We start from the raw sequence: 16760 nt of genomic DNA, 5'->3' as shown, positions 1-16760 counted from the left end.
TCCGGTGGCGGATCGCGCCGCCGTGACGTTCCTGTCCGGCCTTGTGCCGGCTCCACGAACCCATGGTGCTCCAATGATCCACATTCCCAACCTCCTGACGGCCACGCTGCTGTCCTCGGCTCTGCTGGCCGGTCCCGTATTCGCCCAGGTCGAGACGGCCCCGCCCAATGCGCCGGACCAGACCCCGGCTTTTGAGGGGCAGACCCGCGCGCCGACGCCTGCCGAGGCCACGGCAGTTAGCACTGAAGTGGTGGCCGATGGCCTGCCGCATCTCTGGGCCATGGAATTCCTGCCCGATGGCCGCATGCTGGTGACGGCCAAGGCCGGCGCCATGCATATCGTCAGCGAAGCGGGCAATGCCGGACCGGAAATTACCGGTGTACCAGAGGTGGATAGTCGCGGGCAGGGTGGCTTGCTCGATGTGGCACTGGCGCCCGATTTTGAGACCAGCGGGCTGATCTATTTCTCCTTCTCCGAGCCGCGTGATGGTGGCAATGGCACCTCGGTGGCCTCGGCCAAGCTGGTGCAGGACCCCGGCAACAACACCGGCGCGCTGGAAGACGTGAAGGTCATTTTCCAGCAGACGCCAACCTATAATGGCGACAAGCATTTCGGCTCGCGGCTGGTGTTTGGGCCCGAGGGCGAACTCTATGTGACGGTGGGCGAACGCTCCGATGTCGAGCCGCGCGTGCAGGCGCAGGATATCGGCAGCGGCCTCGGCAAAACCTTCCGTATCGATGTGACGGGCGCGGCTTTGACCGACAATCCCTTCGTCGATACCGAGGGCGCATTGCCGGAAATCTGGAGCCTCGGCCACCGCAACATGCAATCGGCAGCGCTCGATGGCGAAGGCCGTCTGTGGACGGTAGAACATGGCCCTAAGGGCGGTGACGAACTCAATCGCCCGGAAGCCGGCAAGAATTATGGTTGGCCGGAAGTGACTTACGGCGTCGACTATAGCGGCGCGCCAATCGGCGAGGGGATCACCGAAAAGGCTGAGACCGAACAGCCGGTCTACTACTGGGACCCGGTGATCGCCCCGTCCGGCATGGCCTATTACGAGGGCGCGGAATTCCCCGCCTGGGACAATAGCTTCATCATCGGCGGCCTGGTCGCGCAGGGGCTGGTCGTCGTGCATCTCGACGGCGACCAAGTCACCTCCGAAGAACGCATTCCGCTGCAGGCGCGCGTCCGTGACGTCAAGGTCGGCACCGATGGTGCGGTCTATGCGGTGACTGAAAACTCCGGCAGCTCGCAGATCATCCGCGTGTCGAGCGGCAGCTAGGCTTTCGCCGGCAGGTTACGACCTGCCGGCCACCTCGTTGCGCCAGCTGAACTGGGGCGAAAAGCCCAGCATGCGCTTGGCTTTTTCGATCGACAGCAGCGTGCCATTGGTCGTGAGGTTGCCCTTGGTCGGGACCGTTGGGAACACCTCGGCCAGCAGCGACATGTTGGAGCGGCTCATCACCGTATCGGCATTGGCGATGATGAACGCTTCGAAACCCTTGAAGTCCGCCTGGATCGAACGGCGGACGGCCTGGGCGCCGTCGCGGGCGTCGATATAGCCCCACAGGTTCCATTTGCGCGCCTGAGGATCGGCGTCGAACTTGGGGAAGGCGGTATAGTCGTCCGGGTTCATGACATTGGAAAAGCGCAGACCCACGATGCGCAGTTCCGGGTCCCAGCGGCAGAATTGGGCGGCCATGGTTTCGTCGAGCAGCTTGCCGAGCGAATAGGCGCTCTCGGGACGCGGGTAATATTCCTCATCGACGGGTGCGTAGGGGGGCGGGGTGTCGAATGGTAGGCCGAGCACGGTCTCGCTCGAAGCAAACACGATATTCTTGATGCCTGCCAATCGGCTAGCTTCGAAGACATTATAGGTCGTCGGCACATTGTTGGCGAAAGTCCTGGCATTGGCAGCGAGGCCCGGCGCCGGAATCGCGGCCAGATGCACGACCGCATCGAAGGGGCCAGTGCGCTCGTCGACGCCACCGAGAATGGCGGCAGCCACTTCGCCGAAATTGGTCAGATCGACGCGAATGCTGGGGCAAATCGCCTCGGGCAGGGCCTGCTGGTCGAGGTTCAGCACGTCATAGCCGTGCGCCACCAGGTCCTTCAGCACGGCACGTCCAAGCTTGCCGCTGCCGCCGGTCACCAGAATCTTGCTCATCGTCGGTCTCCTCTTTTCCCCATTCTGGCACGGCTCGGCGGCCAAGATGAACGGATTCTGAACGCCGACATCACGATGGGTTCAAGCCGGGGCGGGCAATCTGGCGACAACAGATGAAACGTCCAGGGGGACAGAATGAACAAGCGTCAGGAAAAACTACTCGTCGCCATGCTGTGTGGCCTGATCATGGTCTCGGCCGGTGCCTTCGCCGTGCAGCCCGCCATGGCCAAAAATGCCCAGCCCGTTTTCGCTAGTTCGGTGCAGCACGTGTCCCTGCACCGCTAAAAATTTCGTGCGGGCCTCCTTCCCATGCTGTGTTGACTTTTCCGGTCCTGCGCTGTTCCTCGTGACCAGCCTGGACCGGAGTTTTTCTGATGGATGCCAATCCCATTCTTGCCGAAACCATTCGCGGCAACTGGGTCGAAAACCGCCACCGCGGCGCCTATGTGGTGGTCGATGCCGATGGCAGGGTGATCGCCTCGGCTGGCGACATCGAGCGGCCGATCTTTCCGCGCTCGGCCATCAAGTCCATGCAGGCCCTGCCGATCTTTACGCGGGAGGCTGAGGGAAAATTCCATCATACCGCTGAAGAACTGGCTTTGGCCTGCGCCAGCCATCACGGCGAGACCGAGCATGTCGCGACCGCCAATGGCCTGCTGACGCGCATTGGCCTCTCGGCCGCCGATCTTGAATGCGGGGCCCATGCCCCGACCAATGCAGCGGCCCGCGATGCGCTGCGGGCCGCAGGCGGTGAGCCGAGCCCGTTACACAACAATTGCTCGGGCAAACATTCCGGCATGCTGAGCGTGGCGCTGGCCATGGGCGTGCCGACTGCTGGCTATGTCGGGCGAGAGCATGAGGTGCAGAAGGCCGTACGCGCGGCGGTGGAAGCCGTGATCGGCGAAAGCCTGACCGAAGACAAATGCGGCACCGATGGCTGCTCCATCCCGACCTATGCCGCCCCGCTACGCGCTTTTGCCTATGGCTTTGCGCGCATGTCGACGGGCAAGGGCATCACGCCCGAGCTGGGTCAGGCCGCACAGCGCCTGTTCAATGCGGCGATCAGCCATCCCCATCTCGTGGCCGGTACCGGCCATGCCGATACGCTGCTGATGACAGCGTTCAAGGGGCGGCTGATGCAGAAGGTGGGCGCCGAGGGGGTGCAATGCGGCGCCATCCGCGACAAGGGCTGGGGCTATGCGCTCAAATGCGACGACGGCAATATTGCCGCCAGCCAGGCCATGCTGGCCGGCCTGCTGCTGAAACTGGCCGATCCCGATACCGAGCAGCGCAAGCTGCTGGAGACGCTGGCGCACCAGACGATCAAGAGCGTGCGCGGTGCCGAAGTTGGCGAATTGCGCACCACGGTCTAAACGCACGAACTGCAATGGAAAATCGAGTTACGAGTTGTCCCCCGGCGAGGGGGACGGCTATAAGTGCGCAATTCACCAGGGGCGGCGCACATGCTCGTTGACGACAAGATCTTTCTCGGCACCAGCACGCAGCCCGAATACCTGGCCTTGAAATACGGCAATCGCCATGGCCTCGTCACCGGGGCCACCGGCACCGGCAAGACGGTGACGCTGCAGGTGATGGCCGAGGGCTTTTCGGCCGCTGGCGTGCCGGTGTTTGCCGCCGACATCAAGGGCGACCTCTCGGGCGTCGCCAAGATGGGCGCGGCGCAGGGCTGGCAGACCCAGCGCGCCACAGACATCGGCTTTACCGATTACAAGGACGACGTGTTCCCGGTGATCTTCTGGGACCTGTTCGGCCGCCAAGGTCATCCGATCCGTGCCACCATTTCCGAAATGGGCGCGCTGCTGCTCAGCCGCATGCTGCAGCTCAATGATACCCAGGAAGGCGTGCTCAACATTGCCTTCAAGCTGGCCGATGATGAAGGCTTACTGCTGCTCGATCTCAAGGATCTGCGCGCGCTGCTGGTTGATATCCAGGAGCGCAGCAAAGAAATTTCCACCCGCTACGGCAATGTTTCGGCGACCTCGATTGGCGCCATTCAGCGGGCGCTGCTGGTGCTGGAACAGCAAGGCGCCGAAAATTTCTTCGGCGAACGCGCGCTGGAAATTGCCGACCTGATGCGCACCGATCGCGACGGCAGGGGCTTCATCTCGATCCTTGCGGCGGACGAGCTGATGCGTTCGCCAAGGCTCTACGCGACCTTCCTGCTGTGGATGCTGAGCGAGCTGTTCGAGGAACTGCCGGAAGTCGGCGATGTCGACAAGCCCAAGCTGGTGTTCTTCTTCGATGAAGCGCATCTGCTGTTTGACGACGCGCCGAAAGTGCTGATCGACAAGGTGGAACAGGTGGTCCGCCTCGTCCGCTCCAAGGGCGTCGGCGTTTATTTCGTGACGCAGAACCCGGTCGATATTCCCGAATCCGTGCTGGCCCAGCTGTCCAACCGCGTGCAGCATGCCTTGCGCGCCTATACGCCGCGCGAGCAGAAGGCGGTGCGCGTTGCCGCCGAGACCTTCCGGCCCAATCCGGCTTTTTCGACGGAAGAGGTCATCACCCAGCTTGGCATCGGCGAGGCGCTGGTCTCAGTGCTGGAAGCCAAGGGCATTCCGTCGATGGTTGGGCGCACGCTGATTCGTCCGCCCTCGGCGCAGGTTGGGCCGCTGCTGGCCGAAGAGCGCCGGGCAATCATCGCCAATTCGCCGGTGGCCGGCCTCTATGACACCACGGTCGATCGCGAGTCGGCCTTTGAAGTGCTGGCCAAAAAGGCGCGCGACAAGCAGCTTGCCGAAGAACGACAGCGCCAGGACGACGAGATCAAGAAGACCGAGCGGACCTATCAGGAAGCACCGGCCCCACGTCGTTCGACCCGGCAAACCCCGGCCGAGGCGGCGATGAACTCGCTGGCGCGGACCGTGGCCAATCGGCTGGGGTCGGCCCTCGTGCGCGGCATTCTCGGCAGCCTGAAGCGCGGACGATGAGCATGGACACCAGCATGGCCCCGATGATTGCGATCTTTGCCTCGGACAAGGGCCCGGGCGATCCCGAACGCGCTTCGATCATGAGCCAGACCGGCACCTATTTTGCCAAGCGCGGTGCGCGGATCATCTGCCTCGCCGAAAATGGCGTCATTCCCGTGCCGCTGATCACCGCTGCGCGGGCGGCCGGTGGCCAGGTGCAGATCATTGCCGACAGCACCGTAGTGCTGCCGCCAGCTTTGTCGGGCGTCACCATGGAAGTGCTTGCCGGACGCGACGAGCGGCTGGAGCGGTTGGCACAATTGGCACATGCCTATGTGGCACTGCCCGGCTCGCTGGCCTCGGCCTCGGCGCTGTTCGGCACCTGGGCAGCGGCCAAGCTGCAGGGGCGCACGCCGCCGGTGGTGATGCTCAACCGGCACAAGGCCTACGAGGTCATTCGCGGCTATGCGGCGGACGTGCTGTCGCCGGGGCTCGCCGGTTACGAGCGCGCGGTGCAGTTTGCGGATTCGATCGAGGATCTGTGGGCGCGGCTGTCGCGGCTGGTGAGCGAGGGGCGGTAGCGTTCGCTACCCCTCCAACCCCGGATGCCGTGGCTTGCGGCGGTCTGGGAACAATTGCACGACATTGTCGGAGATGCGGCGCGTCGGTGTGGGCTGCGGCACCGGCATGGCGAGGCGGTTGCGGCGCTCGGGGCCGCGATAGCCGCCGAAGGTGCCAACGACGCTGCGACCGCGCAGGCGTGCTTGGATACGCTGCAGCAGATGACGCGGCGACATCGGTTTGATGATGACTTCGTCGATCCCGGCGCTGATCGCCTGATGGCGCATCGGCGGGGTGATTGTGCGGGTCAAGGCTATGACCGGCACATCTTGGCTGATCAGGTCGCCATTGAGGCGGATGCTTTCGACCATTTCATAGGCCGGACGGCCCTCGCGGTCGAAGTCGCAGACCAGCATGTCGACGGGGGCAATGCGCATATAGGCGATCAGGTCGATGTCGCTCTCGAACTGGCGCACCTTGAGATGCGAGTCGCCAGCCACCACCATCGCCAGCAGGGACGAAAGCGCAGGATTTGCCGCAATAATGGCAACGACCTTGGTGGAAACTGACAATGGGACCCCCGGATAGTAAACGAAACGTTACCATGTGTCGGGGAAGGGGTGAAGGGCTCGGCTCCGGAGATAGCTAATTGCCGGGGAAAAAACATGAAAAAGCCCGCCAGCGCAGGGCGCGGCGGGCTTCGTCCCTAAGAGCCTGAAAGGCGCTTAAGCCTTGGCTTCTTCGAACAGCAGTTCGACATGTTCCCAGTTCACCAGGTTGTCGAACCAGGCTTCGAGGTACTTGGGACGCGCGTTGCGGTAGTCGATGTAATAGGAGTGTTCCCAGACGTCGACGCCAAGGATCGGCTTGCCGCCGTGCACCAGCGGCGACTCGCCGTTGGCAGTCTTGGAGATTTCCAGCTTGCCGTTCTTGAGCGAGATCCAGGCCCAGCCCGAACCGAACTGGGTGGTGCCGGCGGCGATGAAATCGGCGCGCAGCTTGTCGAAGCCACCGAGATCGGAATCAACGGCTGCCTGCAGCTTGGCAGGCAGCTTGTTGCCGCCGCCGTTTGGCTTCATCCAGTTCCAGAAGTGGACGTGATTGTAATGCTGGCCGGCATTGTTGAAGAGGCCGGCATTCTTGCCGAAGCTTTCCTTGACGATGTCTTCGAGAGGCAGGATTTCGAGGCCCGAACCTTCCAGCAGCTTTTCGCCATTGGTCACGTAGGCCTGATGATGCTTGTCGTGGTGGAACTCGAGCGTTTCCGCCGACATATAGGGGCCGAGCGCATCATAGGCATAGGGCAGGGGCGGCAGAGTGAACTTGGTGGACATATGGGCCTCCATTTAGGGAAAGACGCTGAGGAAAGTCGGCCCTTGGTATAGGCCGAATGTGACGACACAACAATCAGTTGGAGGGGAATGATCCTTCCAAACCAACCGCATTGAGCGCAAAGGCGTAGCACATGGCGGTCTCCTTGAGGCGATCGAAGCGCCCCGAGGCGCCGCCGTGCCCGGCGCCCATGTTGGTCTTGAGATATAAGGGCGAAGTGCCGGTCTTGGTTGCGCGCAAGCGGGCGACCCACTTGGCCGGCTCCCAATAGGTGACGCGCGGATCGGTGAGGCCGCCCAGGGCAAAGATCGGCGGATAGTCTTTCGCCGCCACCTGCTCATAGGGGGCATAGGCGGCGATGCGGGCATAGTCCTCGGCCGAAGCCAGCGGATTGCCCCATTCGGGCCATTCCGGCGGGGTCAACGGCAGGGTCTCGTCGAGCATGGTATTGAGCACGTCGACAAAAGGCACCTGGGCCAGAATGCCGCCCCAGAGATCGGTGCGCAGATTGGCAATGGCGCCCATCAGCATGCCGCCGGCCGAGCCGCCTTGGGCGACGATCTTGCCCTTGGCGGTATAGCCCTTGTCGATCAGCATTTCGGCCGAGGCGATGAAGTCGGTGAACGTGTTGGTCTTGTGCTCGCGCCGACCCTCGACGTACCAGCGATAGCCCTTTTCCATGCCGCCGCGGATATGGGCCGTGGCATGGATGAAGCCGCGATCGACCAGTGACAGGGCCGAGATCGAGAATGTGGACGGCATGGACATACCATAGGCGCCATAGCCGTAGAGCAGGGCCGGGGCCGAACCGTCGAGCTTGGTGCCCTTGCGATAGAGCACGGTGACCGGGACCTCGGCGCCGTCGGGGGCGGTGGCGAAGAGGCGACGGGTTTCGTAGTCGTCTGGATCATGGCCGGAGGGCACTTCCTGCTCCTTGAGCAGGGTGCGGCTGCCGGTTTCGAGATCCATGTCATAGGTGCGTGACGGCGTGGTCGGCGAGGAATAGGTCAGGCGGAACACCGAAGTGTCGAACTCGTAGCCGACCGACATGCCGAGCGAATAGGCCTCCTCGTCGAACTTGACGGTCTCTTCCTTGTCGGTGCGCAGGTCGCGCACCACGATGCGCGGCAGGCCCTCGAAGCGTTCGAGGCGCAGCAGGTGGTTCTTGATGACAATGGTGTCGAGGATCAGAACGCCCTGCTGGTGCGGGACGAGGTCGGTCCAATTGTCGAGGCCGGGGTTGGCCACGGGGGCGACGGCGATCTTGAAGTCTTCGGCGCCGTTGGCATTGGTGCGGATGTAGAGCAGGCCATCGCGCTCGTCCACGTCGTATTCGAGGTCGGTGACGCGGGGGGCGACGAGGCGCGGTGCGCCGCCGGTCTCGGCATCGATCAGCCAGCATTCGCTGGTCTGGTGATCATGGGCGTCGATGACGATGTATTTGTCGCTCAGGGTGCGGCCGACGCCGACGAAGAAGCCGGGGTCCTTTTCCTCGAAGACCACCGGGTCATTGGCCTGGTCGGTGCCGATGGTGTGGAGCTTCACCCGGTAGGGGCGGTGGTTGTCGTCATATTCAGTGTAGTAGATCGCCTTGGAATCATTGGTCCAGACATAGGAGCCGGCGGTCTCAGTGATGACTTCGGCACTGTCTTCGCCGGTCTCGAGATCGCGGATGACGATGTCATAATATTCGGAGCCGGCGCGGTCGGCGGCCCAGGCGAGATAGCGGTGGCTGCGATCATGCTCGGCGCCGGCAAAGCCGAAATACTCGTCGCCGGCCTCGACATTGCAGTCGAGCAGAATGGTCTCGTCGCCGCCGTCGCGCGGGGTGCGGACTATCAGCGGGTATTGCTTGCCCTCCAGCATGCGCGAATTATAGGCGTAGGGGCCGTCGGGCGAGGCGATGCCGCTGTCGTCTTCTTTGATGCGACCGCGGATTTCCTTGTAGATGACCTCCTGCAGCGCCTCGGTCGGCTTGCCGAATTCAGCCTCGAAATAGTTGTTCTCGGCATCGAGATAGGCGCGGATTTCCGGGTTCAGCGTCTCGGGCTTCTGCATCACCTCCTGCCAATTGTCCGCCCGCAGCCAGTGGTAGGGATCGTCGCGCTCGATCGCGTGGAACGTGACGACATGCGGCTTGCGGGCGGCGACGGGAGCAGAGGTCTTGGTCATGGAACATCCGGAGCAATCTGGTCCCCTCACATAGGCCCGCGCCTCGCCCAAAGGAAGGGCCCGTCGAAGCCATGGGAGAAATCCCAATAGGCGACCGTTTTGACTTGTGGCGCGGCTTTCATTGACTAAGGTCTTGCCAACCCGGCCAAAAGAGTCGGAGCGGCAGGAGTATCTGATTTGGAGCTGGGGACAGACGCAAGCATAGCGCTGGTGGCGATCGCGCCATTTGCTGCCGCTGTGCTGGCGCCGCTGGTGCATCATTTCAGCAGGCCCTTTGCTGGCTGGGTGCTGGCGCTGGTACCGGCGGGGATAGTCTGGTTCCTGCTGACAATGGTCGATCCTGTACTGGCAACCGGCGCGATCTCCGCTCGCATCGGATGGGTGCCGGCCTATGGGCTCGACCTGTCCTTTTATGTCGATGGCCTCAGCCTGATCTTTGCGCTGACCATTGCCGGCGTGGGCACGCTGGTGACGCTCTATGCCGGGGCCTATCTCAAGGGGCATGCGCATCTCGGGCGGTTTTTTGCCTTCCTGATGGCATTCATGGGCGCCATGCTGGGATTGGTTTTGGCCGATAACATGCTGGCGCTGTTCCTGTTTTGGGAGGCGACCTCGGTCACCTCCTTCCTGCTGATCGGCTTCGACAACAGCCGCATGGCAGCGCGGCGCGGGGCGATCCAGGCGCTGGCGATTACCAATATCGGCGGCATGGCACTGCTGGTTGGGCTGTTGCTGGTGCATCAGGCGACCGGCGTCTGGGAGCTCAGCGCTTTTGGCGACGAGATCCGCGGCTCGGCATTCTATGGGCCGGTGCTGGCCTGTTTCCTGCTGGCTGCTTTCACCAAATCGGCGCAGCTGCCGTTCCACTTCTGGTTGCCCAATGCCATGGAGGCACCGACGCCGGTTTCGGCATTTCTCCATTCGGCGACCATGGTGCAGGCAGGCGTGTACCTGCTGGCGCGGGTGACGCCCTGGCTGGGTGGCACTCCGGTATGGACGGGGATTTTGGTCTCTATAGGTGGCGCAACCCTGCTTTGGGGCGCGCTGGGCGCGCTGCGGCAGACCGATCTGAAACAGATGCTGGCGCAGACGACCATTGCCTCGCTCGGCCTCTCGGTGCTGCTGCTCGGGCTGGGTTCGAGCTATGCCATTTCGGCCGTGGTGCTCTATTTCGTGGCGCATGCGCTCTACAAGGCCGGGCTGTTCATGGTGGTGGGGGCGGTGGACCACGAGGCTGGCACGCGCGACATCACGCTGCTCGGCGGGCTGGCGGATCGCATGCCGGTGACGTTTATCGGTGCGGCGCTGGCCGGGTTGGCGATGGTGGGCCTGCCGCTGACGCTGGGCTTTTTTGCCAAGGAGGAAATGTATCTCGGGCTGCTGCACTGGCAGTGGAGCGATATTGCGACGCTCGTGGTGCTGGTGGCGGGCAATGCTCTGCTGGCTGGGATTGCCATGCTGGTGGTGGTGAAGCCCTTCCTCGGGCCGGAACTGCCGACGCCCAAGGCTGGCCATGAAGCGCCGGTCACCATGCTGGTCGGGCCGATCCTGCTTGGCGCCGCGGGCATGGTGGCGGCGGTGATGCCGGACTGGCTGGGCCAGACACTGCTGCAACCGGGCGCCTCGGCTATTCTGGGGCAGCCGGTGGAGAGTCATCTGTCGCTGGCGATCCATCCGGCCAATCCAGTGCTCTGGCTGTCGCTTGCTACCTGGGCATTGGGCTTTTTGGTCTACCAGCAGGCGGCGACGCTACGAACCGTGCTCCGACGCCTCGAGGCCAGGCTGGGCTGGACGGCGGACAAAATGTTCGATGCGCTGATGTTCGGGCTGATCCGCTTTGCCGGCGCGGTGACGCGGCTGCTGCATCATGGGCGGCTGGAGCTCTATCTGGTCACGGTGTTCGCCGTGCTGGCCGTGGCGTTGATCGTGCCGGTGGGCGTGCTCGGTGGCTATCAGTTGCTGCTGCCCAATGCCGAGCTGGGCAATTGGTCGGCGTGGCTCACATGGCCGGAGCTGGCGCTTTATGAATGGGGCGTAGTGCTGCTGGCGCTCGTCGGACTTCTGGCCGTGCTGGCAGCGCCGAACCGCCTGGTGGCCATCATCGCGCTGGGCATTCAGGGCGCGGCGGTGGCGCTGATCTTCCTGCTGTTCGGCGCGCCGGACCTGGCCTTCACGCAATTCACGGTGGAAGTGCTGTCGGTGGTGATCCTGGCGCTGGTGATGACCCGTTTGCGTCTCGACGAGCGCGATCCGCGCGAATGGGAAGATCTGGCACGCGACGGGACATTGGCTTTGGTTTGCGGCGCGGGCATCAGCCTGCTGCTGATGGTAGTGCTGGCCGGCGATCTCGATACGCGGCTGTCGGACTTTTTTGCCGCCACCAGCGTCCCGATCGCCCATGGCGCCAATGTGGTCAATGTCATCCTGGTCGACTATCGCGGCTTTGATACCTTGGGCGAAATTGCCGTGGTGATGGGCGCGGGCATGGCAGTGATGGCGCTGCTGCGCCGCCGCAAGGTGGCGTCGTGAACACCATTATCTTCCGCACCATGGCGCCGATCATCGTCTGCATCATGCTGGTGTACGCCGTTTATATCTGCCTGCGCGGGCATAATGAGCCGGGTGGCGGCTTCATCGGCGGGCTCATTGCCGCTTCGTCTATTGCTATCCTCGGCATGGCCAATGGCGCCGAGGCGACGCGACGTGCGCTGCGGGTTGATCCGCTGTCGATTGCCGGCATTGGTGTGCAGATCGCTGCATTGTCGGGGCTGGCCTCGCTGTTTACCGGCTCGCCCTTCATGACCAGCATCTGGCTCTATCTGGAGCTGGGTGAGACCATCGTACCGCTGTCGACGCCGATGGCCTTTGATATCGGCGTGTTCCTCGTGGTGTTCGGCACCATCTCGGCGATCGCGCTGGGGCTGGAAGAGGGGGAGGCGGGCTGATGGATCAGGTGCTGGCCGTCCTCGTCGGTTGCTTCATGGCCGTGGGCATTTACCTGCTGCTGTCGCGCTCGGTGATCCGCATGCTCCTGGGGCTGGTGGTGTTCGGTAATGGCGTGAATTTGTTGATCTTTACCGCCGGTCGGCTGACCCGGGCGGCGGCGCCGATCATTCCGGCGGGGCTGGCGCAAGCCGAGGGGCCGATGGCCAATCCGCTGCCGCAGGCGCTGATCCTCACGGCTATCGTCATTGGCTTTGCCATGTTCAGCTTCCTGCTGGTGCTGGCTTATCGGGCCTATCAGAGCCTGGATGCGGACGACACCGATACGATGCGCGTTGCCGAGCCGGTCGATGCGCCCAACCCGCCGCTAAGTTATTGAGATGGAGGAAATTCTGCTTCCTCCGGCAATGATCGAGAGCGTGACGGCGGCCGGTGACTGGGTGCTGGTGCTGCCTTTGGCGCTGTGCCTGTTGGGCGCGGCTCTGGCGCTAATATTGCGGCGCGATAGGGCTTTAGTCCTAGTAATGTCGCTGCTGGTGATTGCTGCGGTGATCGCCTGCGAGGTGGTGCTTTTGCTGCGGGTCTATGAGGCTGGGCCGCTCAGCATGACCATGGGCAAGTGGCTGCCGCCGTTTGGGATAAGTTTTACCGCTGACCTGTTCGGCGCGGGTTTTTCCCTGACGGCTGCGGTGGTTACGCTGCTGGTGCTGGTCTATTACGAGGGGGATAGAGGCTCCGGTTTGGATGTTAATTTCCACGCCATGGTGCTGTTGCTGCTGGCGGGGGTGACGGGGTCGTTTTTGACCGGCGATCTGTTCAATCTCTATGTTTGGTTCGAGGTGATGTTGATCGCGTCCTTCGGGCTGCTGGTGCTGGGCGGACGGCCGTTACAGCTTGATGCGGCTGTGAAATATGGCTTTCTCAATTTCCTCGCGACGAGCTTTTTCCTTCTGGCGCTGGGCCTGCTCTATGGCAGTTTGGGCACGCTCAACATGGCCGACATTATGCGGGTGGCACCGCAAGCAAACATGGCTGCAATGGGGGGGATTGCAGCCATCTTGCTGCTGGCTTTCGGCATGAAAGCTGCCGTCTTTCCGCTCAATGGCTGGCTGCCGGCGTCCTACCATGCGCCACCACCGGCAATTTCCGCGCTGTTTGCCGGATTGCTGACCAAGGTCGGCGTCTTTGCACTGCTGAAGAGCATGGTCGTGCTGCTGCCCGCGAGCCGCGATCTGCTGGAGCCGGTGCTGGTGGCACTGGCCATGGCGACGCTGCTGATCGCGCCACTCGGGGCGATTGCCGAAACCAATCTGCGGCGGGCGATCGGGTTCCTGCTGATCGGTGGCGTCGGGGCGGTGCTGGTCGGGATTGCACTGCCGTCGCTCGATGGGGTGAGCGGAGCGGGGCTCTATATCTTTCACGCCATGCTGAGCATGACGGCGCTGTATCTGGTGGCCGGATTGATCGAGCGGGCTACCGGTGCGACGGATACGCGGGCCATGGGCGGGCTTTATGCTGCCAGTGCGCCACTGTCGATTTTGTTCTTCGTGCTGATCCTTGCCGTAGCCGGTGTGCCGCCGCTGCTCGGCTTCTGGCCAAAACTGCTGCTGCTGCAGGCGAGCCTGGGGCAGGGCGGTTGGAGCGGCGGGCTGCTGGCGGGGGCGCTGGTGGTCAATGCCGTGCTGACGTTGATTGCCGGGTCGCGGCTCTGGGCGCATATTTTCTGGCGGGCAGCGCCTGATGGGGCGGCGCCAGCCGTTGTAGGATCGGTAGCGGTGTGGACCGGATACGGCGCGACGGCCTTGCTGGTCTTGCTGATCGTCGCGGCCGGTCTGTGGCCCAATGCTCTGTTTGAAATCCTGGCCAAGGGTGCGCCGGACCTTTTGGATCCCTCGCGCTACGTGACGGCAGTTGGTCTGGCGGGAGGAGTGCCATGAGCGTGGCGGTGATCGTGCTGGGCCTGGCGTTGCTGTGGGCCGCGATGACCGGCAGTTTCTCCGGGCTCAACCTGCTGCTCGGCGCGGCGATCGGCACGCTGGCCGTACTGCTATTGCGCAAGAGCCTGGCGCAGCCCCGCGCTGTTCACAAGCTGCGAATGGCTGTCTCGCTGGCCGGGCTGTTTCTGCGGGAACTGGCGCTGAGTGCGGTCCGGGTGGCGATCGTGGTGCTGACGCCCAATCTCAAATCCGCCTTGCACCCAGAAATAGTTGCCTTCCCGCTGAGCGTCCGTTCCGATGCCGAGATCACGCTGCTCGCCAATCTGATCACCCTGACGCCGGGCACGCTGAGCATTGACGTCAGTGCGGATCGCTCGGTGCTTTACGTGCATGTGCTGACGGCAAGTACATCGCAAAATGTTATTGTCGAAATTGCCAATGGCTTTGAAGCCAGAGTGCGGGAGCTGTTTGCATGAGCCCGGCCGCTGCCCTGTCGCTTGCCAGCTTTGTCGCCCTGCTGATGCTGGGCCTGGCGCTGCTGATTTCGACCGTCCGCATCATCATCGGCCCGACGTTGGCCGACCGGGTGCTGGCGCTCGACCTGCTGACCGTAGTAGCCATGGGATTTGTCGCGGCAATCGCCATCCGCACGGGACTGACGCTCTATCTCGATATTGCCATCGCGCTGGCGCTGCTCGGTTTTCTCGCCACCATTGCCCTAGCGCGGTACATAATGTCGCGCCGCCTCAAGTCAGGAGGCGCGCCACAATGATCACCGATTTACTCGTCTATACTGGGTGCGTCGTGCTGGTGCTGGGGGCCGCTTTCACCCTGATTGCCAGTATCGGCGTGGTGCGATTGCCCGACCTTTACACCCGCATGCACGCTGCCTCCAAAGCAGGGGCAGTTGGGGGTGGATTAGTGCTGCTGGCAGTAGCCTTGACTTGCTTTGATGCAGGTGTGGCGCTGCGGGCAGTAGTGGGCATTGTATTCCTGCTGCTGACCACCCCGGTTGGGGCGCATCTGCTAGCAAGGGCCAATCATCACATCACTGATCAAAAACTCAATGACGGGTCGATTACGCAACTAAAGTCTAGAAATAGACGAAATCCACAGAGATGAATTGTCGCAGAGTTACATGTTAATCGCGGCATATTGGGTTGCGAAGCACAATGAACAGTCTTAGGAATGAATCATGGCCATGATTGCCCCCCGTCATGACCCAATAAAAATAATGGAAGGTTGAAATATGAATGACACCGCCGTATCGACGACGGGTTATGAACACGATCTGATCGAGCTCAGCACCGATATCGTCTCCGCCTATGTGAGCCACAATTCGGTGAGCGTCACCGATCTGCCCAAGCTGATCGCCGAAGTCCATGGCGCTTTGCGTGCTCTACAGACCAACGAAGTTGTGGTGCCAGTCGAAGAGCTGAAGCCTGCTGTTCCGGTTCGCAAGTCTGTTGCCGCCGACTACATCATCTGCCTCGAAGACGGCAAGAAGTTCAAGTCGCTGAAGCGCCACCTGCGCACCCACTACAATCTCTCGCCGGAAGAATACCGCGAGAAGTGGGGCCTGCCGGCTGACTACCCGATGGTCGCTCCCAACTATTCGGCAACGCGTTCCAAGCTTGCCAAGGACAATGGTCTCGGCCGCAAGGCTGCCTGATCCGTCACCGACCCTCCGCTACGAGACGTCGCGTCCATTCCGGACCCCGGCGATAAAGAGTTCAGACGGCCGCCCGCAAGGCGGCCGTTTGCCTTTTTACCCACTTATCCCCCTCCGCTCTTGCCTGTCGCAGTATGTAGGAATAAATTCTTACACCCAAGCGAGGCAATACGATGCATCATACTCCCACTCAATCGACGTTGCAGCATGCCATGCCGTGGTCCGGCCCGGCACAGCGCAGTTGCGACCAGGTTATTGCACTGGTTTCCCAGCATAAAAGAGTGCCGTCGCGATTGCTTGTGCATGCCGGTCGCGGCCGCAATGCCGCGTCGCGGGCACGGCAGCTGGCCATGTATCTGGCCCATGTCATCTATGGCCGAACCCTGGCCGAGATCGGTCATGCCTTTGGTCGGGATAGGACAACAGTCTCATACGCCTGCGCGCGGATCGAAGACCTGCGCGATGATCCGTGCTTCGACGCCGAGGTTTGTGCGCTGGAACAGCGGCTGGAAACCACCATGGCTGCGGAGGCCGCGGATCATGGTCTCTAGCGCAAGGGACGACGTGACGGTGGCACGGCTGGCCGCCGGCAAGGACGGCTTTCTCGGCGCGCACCATCTGGCGGCGGCCGATCGGCTGGAGCGGCTGATCCTTCGGGCGCAGCTGATGCCGCGGGTGACCATGTCCTATGATCCGACCCGGATTGGCGGCAACAAAGGCTGCGGCAATAGCGTCGAAGCCGCCAGCGATAGTGCTGCGGCGGCGCGGCAGGTGCTGAGCAAACTGGCCGGCACGCTGCCACCCGATTGCTGGGGCGTGCTGCTGGATGTGTGCGGACTGGGCAAGGGCCTGCAGCAGGTCGAGACCGAGCGGCGCTGGCCGCGGCGCAGCGCCAAGCTGGTGCTGCGCATCGGGCTCGACCAGGTGGCGAGCCGGTTTGGCCTGTCGCCGCAGGCCAGCGGAGAGGCGGCCGGGGCCTTGCGCGGATGGCTCGGCGAGCGACTGCCGCTGATCGGCGAAAACAGGCCTTAACTATGTAATGT

Annotated in this window: 19 protein-coding genes; 15 read left to right on the top strand and 4 right to left on the bottom strand. The window is 62.8% G+C overall.

Features of this window, described 5'->3' with window-relative positions; all coding sequences use genetic code 11:
• Positions 1-73 precede the first annotated feature (73 nt).
• The gene (locus BM045_RS04320) at positions 74-1285 is read left to right on the top strand and encodes a PQQ-dependent sugar dehydrogenase (RefSeq protein ID WP_092179960.1); all 1212 of its coding nucleotides are present in this window, start codon (positions 74-76) and stop codon (positions 1283-1285) included.
• A 15-nt stretch (positions 1286-1300) separates the two neighbouring features.
• Here the strand turns inward: BM045_RS04320 and BM045_RS04315 are convergent, their stop codons facing one another.
• Positions 1301-2170, bottom strand: a complete 870-nt coding sequence (locus BM045_RS04315; protein ID WP_092179958.1) for an NAD-dependent epimerase/dehydratase family protein — start codon at positions 2168-2170, stop codon at positions 1301-1303.
• A 135-nt stretch (positions 2171-2305) separates the two neighbouring features.
• Here BM045_RS04315 and BM045_RS18840 point away from each other — a divergent pair, with 135 nt between their 5' ends.
• From BM045_RS18840 to BM045_RS04300, 4 genes are all read left to right on the top strand, one after another.
• Positions 2306-2455, top strand: coding sequence for a hypothetical protein (locus tag BM045_RS18840; protein ID WP_170848366.1), 150 nt, complete (start codon positions 2306-2308; stop codon positions 2453-2455).
• 89 nt (positions 2456-2544) lie between these two features.
• Complete coding sequence (locus BM045_RS04310; protein WP_092179956.1) at positions 2545-3543, top strand: asparaginase; 999 nt, start codon at positions 2545-2547, stop codon at positions 3541-3543.
• A 90-nt stretch (positions 3544-3633) separates the two neighbouring features.
• Positions 3634-5121 (top strand): helicase HerA-like domain-containing protein, encoded by a 1488-nt coding sequence (locus BM045_RS04305; RefSeq protein WP_092179954.1) that lies wholly within the window; start codon positions 3634-3636, stop codon positions 5119-5121.
• A gap of 2 nt (positions 5122-5123) precedes the next feature.
• Complete coding sequence (locus tag BM045_RS04300) at positions 5124-5681, top strand: LOG family protein (RefSeq protein ID WP_170848365.1); 558 nt, start codon at positions 5124-5126, stop codon at positions 5679-5681.
• Between the two features lie 6 nt (positions 5682-5687).
• Here BM045_RS04300 and BM045_RS04295 read toward each other — a convergent pair whose 3' ends face one another.
• From BM045_RS04295 to BM045_RS04285, 3 genes are all read right to left on the bottom strand, one after another.
• Positions 5688-6233, bottom strand: a complete 546-nt coding sequence (locus tag BM045_RS04295; RefSeq protein WP_092179951.1) for a response regulator — start codon at positions 6231-6233, stop codon at positions 5688-5690.
• Between the two features lie 153 nt (positions 6234-6386).
• Positions 6387-6995, bottom strand: a complete 609-nt coding sequence (locus BM045_RS04290) for a superoxide dismutase (RefSeq protein WP_092180938.1) — start codon at positions 6993-6995, stop codon at positions 6387-6389.
• Positions 6996-7068: 73 nt separating this feature from the next.
• Positions 7069-9165, bottom strand: coding sequence for a S9 family peptidase (locus tag BM045_RS04285; RefSeq protein WP_092179950.1), 2097 nt, complete (start codon positions 9163-9165; stop codon positions 7069-7071).
• 177 nt (positions 9166-9342) lie between these two features.
• Here BM045_RS04285 and mbhE point away from each other — a divergent pair, with 177 nt between their 5' ends.
• The 10 genes from mbhE to BM045_RS04235 all read left to right on the top strand — a co-directional run bounded on the left by mbhE (position 9343) and on the right by BM045_RS04235 (position 16749).
• Positions 9343-11694, top strand: a complete 2352-nt coding sequence (mbhE, locus tag BM045_RS04280; RefSeq protein WP_244522871.1) for a hydrogen gas-evolving membrane-bound hydrogenase subunit E — start codon at positions 9343-9345, stop codon at positions 11692-11694.
• Positions 11691-12110 carry an MnhB domain-containing protein gene (locus BM045_RS04275; RefSeq protein WP_092179947.1) on the top strand — a complete coding sequence of 140 codons (420 nt, stop codon included), beginning with the start codon at positions 11691-11693 and terminating at the stop codon, positions 12108-12110. Before mbhE ends, BM045_RS04275 begins: the two co-directional genes overlap by 4 nt.
• Positions 12110-12487, top strand: coding sequence for a Na+/H+ antiporter subunit C (locus BM045_RS04270; RefSeq protein WP_092179945.1), 378 nt, complete (start codon positions 12110-12112; stop codon positions 12485-12487). The genes BM045_RS04275 and BM045_RS04270 overlap by 1 nt, the downstream gene beginning before the upstream one ends.
• A gap of 1 nt (position 12488) precedes the next feature.
• The gene (locus BM045_RS04265; RefSeq protein WP_092179943.1) at positions 12489-14045 is read left to right on the top strand and encodes a proton-conducting transporter transmembrane domain-containing protein; all 1557 of its coding nucleotides are present in this window, start codon (positions 12489-12491) and stop codon (positions 14043-14045) included.
• Positions 14042-14521: a Na+/H+ antiporter subunit E gene (locus BM045_RS04260; protein ID WP_092179941.1), complete on the top strand. Its 480-nt coding sequence runs from the start codon at positions 14042-14044 to the stop codon at positions 14519-14521. The genes BM045_RS04265 and BM045_RS04260 overlap by 4 nt, the downstream gene beginning before the upstream one ends.
• Entirely contained in the window at positions 14518-14817 is a 300-nt protein-coding gene (locus BM045_RS04255; protein WP_092179939.1) for a cation:proton antiporter, read from the top strand. The genes BM045_RS04260 and BM045_RS04255 overlap by 4 nt, the downstream gene beginning before the upstream one ends.
• The gene (gene mnhG / locus BM045_RS04250; RefSeq protein WP_092179937.1) at positions 14814-15167 is read left to right on the top strand and encodes a monovalent cation/H(+) antiporter subunit G; all 354 of its coding nucleotides are present in this window, start codon (positions 14814-14816) and stop codon (positions 15165-15167) included. The genes BM045_RS04255 and mnhG overlap by 4 nt, the downstream gene beginning before the upstream one ends.
• Positions 15168-15294: 127 nt before the next feature.
• The gene (locus BM045_RS04245) at positions 15295-15717 is read left to right on the top strand and encodes a Ros/MucR family transcriptional regulator (protein ID WP_092179935.1); all 423 of its coding nucleotides are present in this window, start codon (positions 15295-15297) and stop codon (positions 15715-15717) included.
• Positions 15718-15890: 173 nt separating this feature from the next.
• Positions 15891-16268, top strand: a complete 378-nt coding sequence (locus tag BM045_RS04240; protein WP_348271226.1) for a helix-turn-helix domain-containing protein — start codon at positions 15891-15893, stop codon at positions 16266-16268.
• The gene (locus tag BM045_RS04235; RefSeq protein WP_139198699.1) at positions 16258-16749 is read left to right on the top strand and encodes a DUF6456 domain-containing protein; all 492 of its coding nucleotides are present in this window, start codon (positions 16258-16260) and stop codon (positions 16747-16749) included. The genes BM045_RS04240 and BM045_RS04235 overlap by 11 nt, the downstream gene beginning before the upstream one ends.
• Positions 16750-16760: the final 11 nt, after the last annotated feature.

It is taken from the genome of Devosia sp. YR412, from assembly GCF_900110945.1.
Classification (GTDB): domain Bacteria; phylum Pseudomonadota; class Alphaproteobacteria; order Rhizobiales; family Devosiaceae; genus Devosia.
Note: the sequence above shows the minus strand (reverse complement) of the source record. Positions and strands in the feature narration are given on the sequence as shown.

What these genes read in the sequence shown, in the direction of transcription:
- BM045_RS04320 (WP_092179960.1), top strand. Translation starts at nt 74, where the DNA reads ATGATCCACATTCCCAACCTCCTGACGGCCACGCTGCTGTCCTCGGCT.
- BM045_RS04315 (WP_092179958.1), bottom strand. Translation starts at nt 2,170, where the DNA reads ATGAGCAAGATTCTGGTGACCGGCGGCAGCGGCAAGCTTGGACGTGCC.
- BM045_RS18840 (WP_170848366.1), top strand. Translation starts at nt 2,306, where the DNA reads ATGAACAAGCGTCAGGAAAAACTACTCGTCGCCATGCTGTGTGGCCTG.
- BM045_RS04310 (WP_092179956.1), top strand. Translation starts at nt 2,545, where the DNA reads ATGGATGCCAATCCCATTCTTGCCGAAACCATTCGCGGCAACTGGGTC.
- BM045_RS04305 (WP_092179954.1), top strand. Translation starts at nt 3,634, where the DNA reads ATGCTCGTTGACGACAAGATCTTTCTCGGCACCAGCACGCAGCCCGAA.
- BM045_RS04300 (WP_170848365.1), top strand. Translation starts at nt 5,124, where the DNA reads ATGGACACCAGCATGGCCCCGATGATTGCGATCTTTGCCTCGGACAAG.
- BM045_RS04290 (WP_092180938.1), bottom strand. Translation starts at nt 6,995, where the DNA reads ATGTCCACCAAGTTCACTCTGCCGCCCCTGCCCTATGCCTATGATGCG.
- BM045_RS04285 (WP_092179950.1), bottom strand. Translation starts at nt 9,165, where the DNA reads ATGACCAAGACCTCTGCTCCCGTCGCCGCCCGCAAGCCGCATGTCGTC.
- BM045_RS04270 (WP_092179945.1), top strand. Translation starts at nt 12,110, where the DNA reads ATGGATCAGGTGCTGGCCGTCCTCGTCGGTTGCTTCATGGCCGTGGGC.
- BM045_RS04265 (WP_092179943.1), top strand. Translation starts at nt 12,489, where the DNA reads ATGGAGGAAATTCTGCTTCCTCCGGCAATGATCGAGAGCGTGACGGCG.
- BM045_RS04260 (WP_092179941.1), top strand. Translation starts at nt 14,042, where the DNA reads ATGAGCGTGGCGGTGATCGTGCTGGGCCTGGCGTTGCTGTGGGCCGCG.
- BM045_RS04255 (WP_092179939.1), top strand. Translation starts at nt 14,518, where the DNA reads ATGAGCCCGGCCGCTGCCCTGTCGCTTGCCAGCTTTGTCGCCCTGCTG.
- mnhG (WP_092179937.1), top strand. Translation starts at nt 14,814, where the DNA reads ATGATCACCGATTTACTCGTCTATACTGGGTGCGTCGTGCTGGTGCTG.
- BM045_RS04245 (WP_092179935.1), top strand. Translation starts at nt 15,295, where the DNA reads ATGAATGACACCGCCGTATCGACGACGGGTTATGAACACGATCTGATC.
- BM045_RS04240 (WP_348271226.1), top strand. Translation starts at nt 15,891, where the DNA reads ATGCATCATACTCCCACTCAATCGACGTTGCAGCATGCCATGCCGTGG.
- BM045_RS04235 (WP_139198699.1), top strand. Translation starts at nt 16,258, where the DNA reads ATGGTCTCTAGCGCAAGGGACGACGTGACGGTGGCACGGCTGGCCGCC.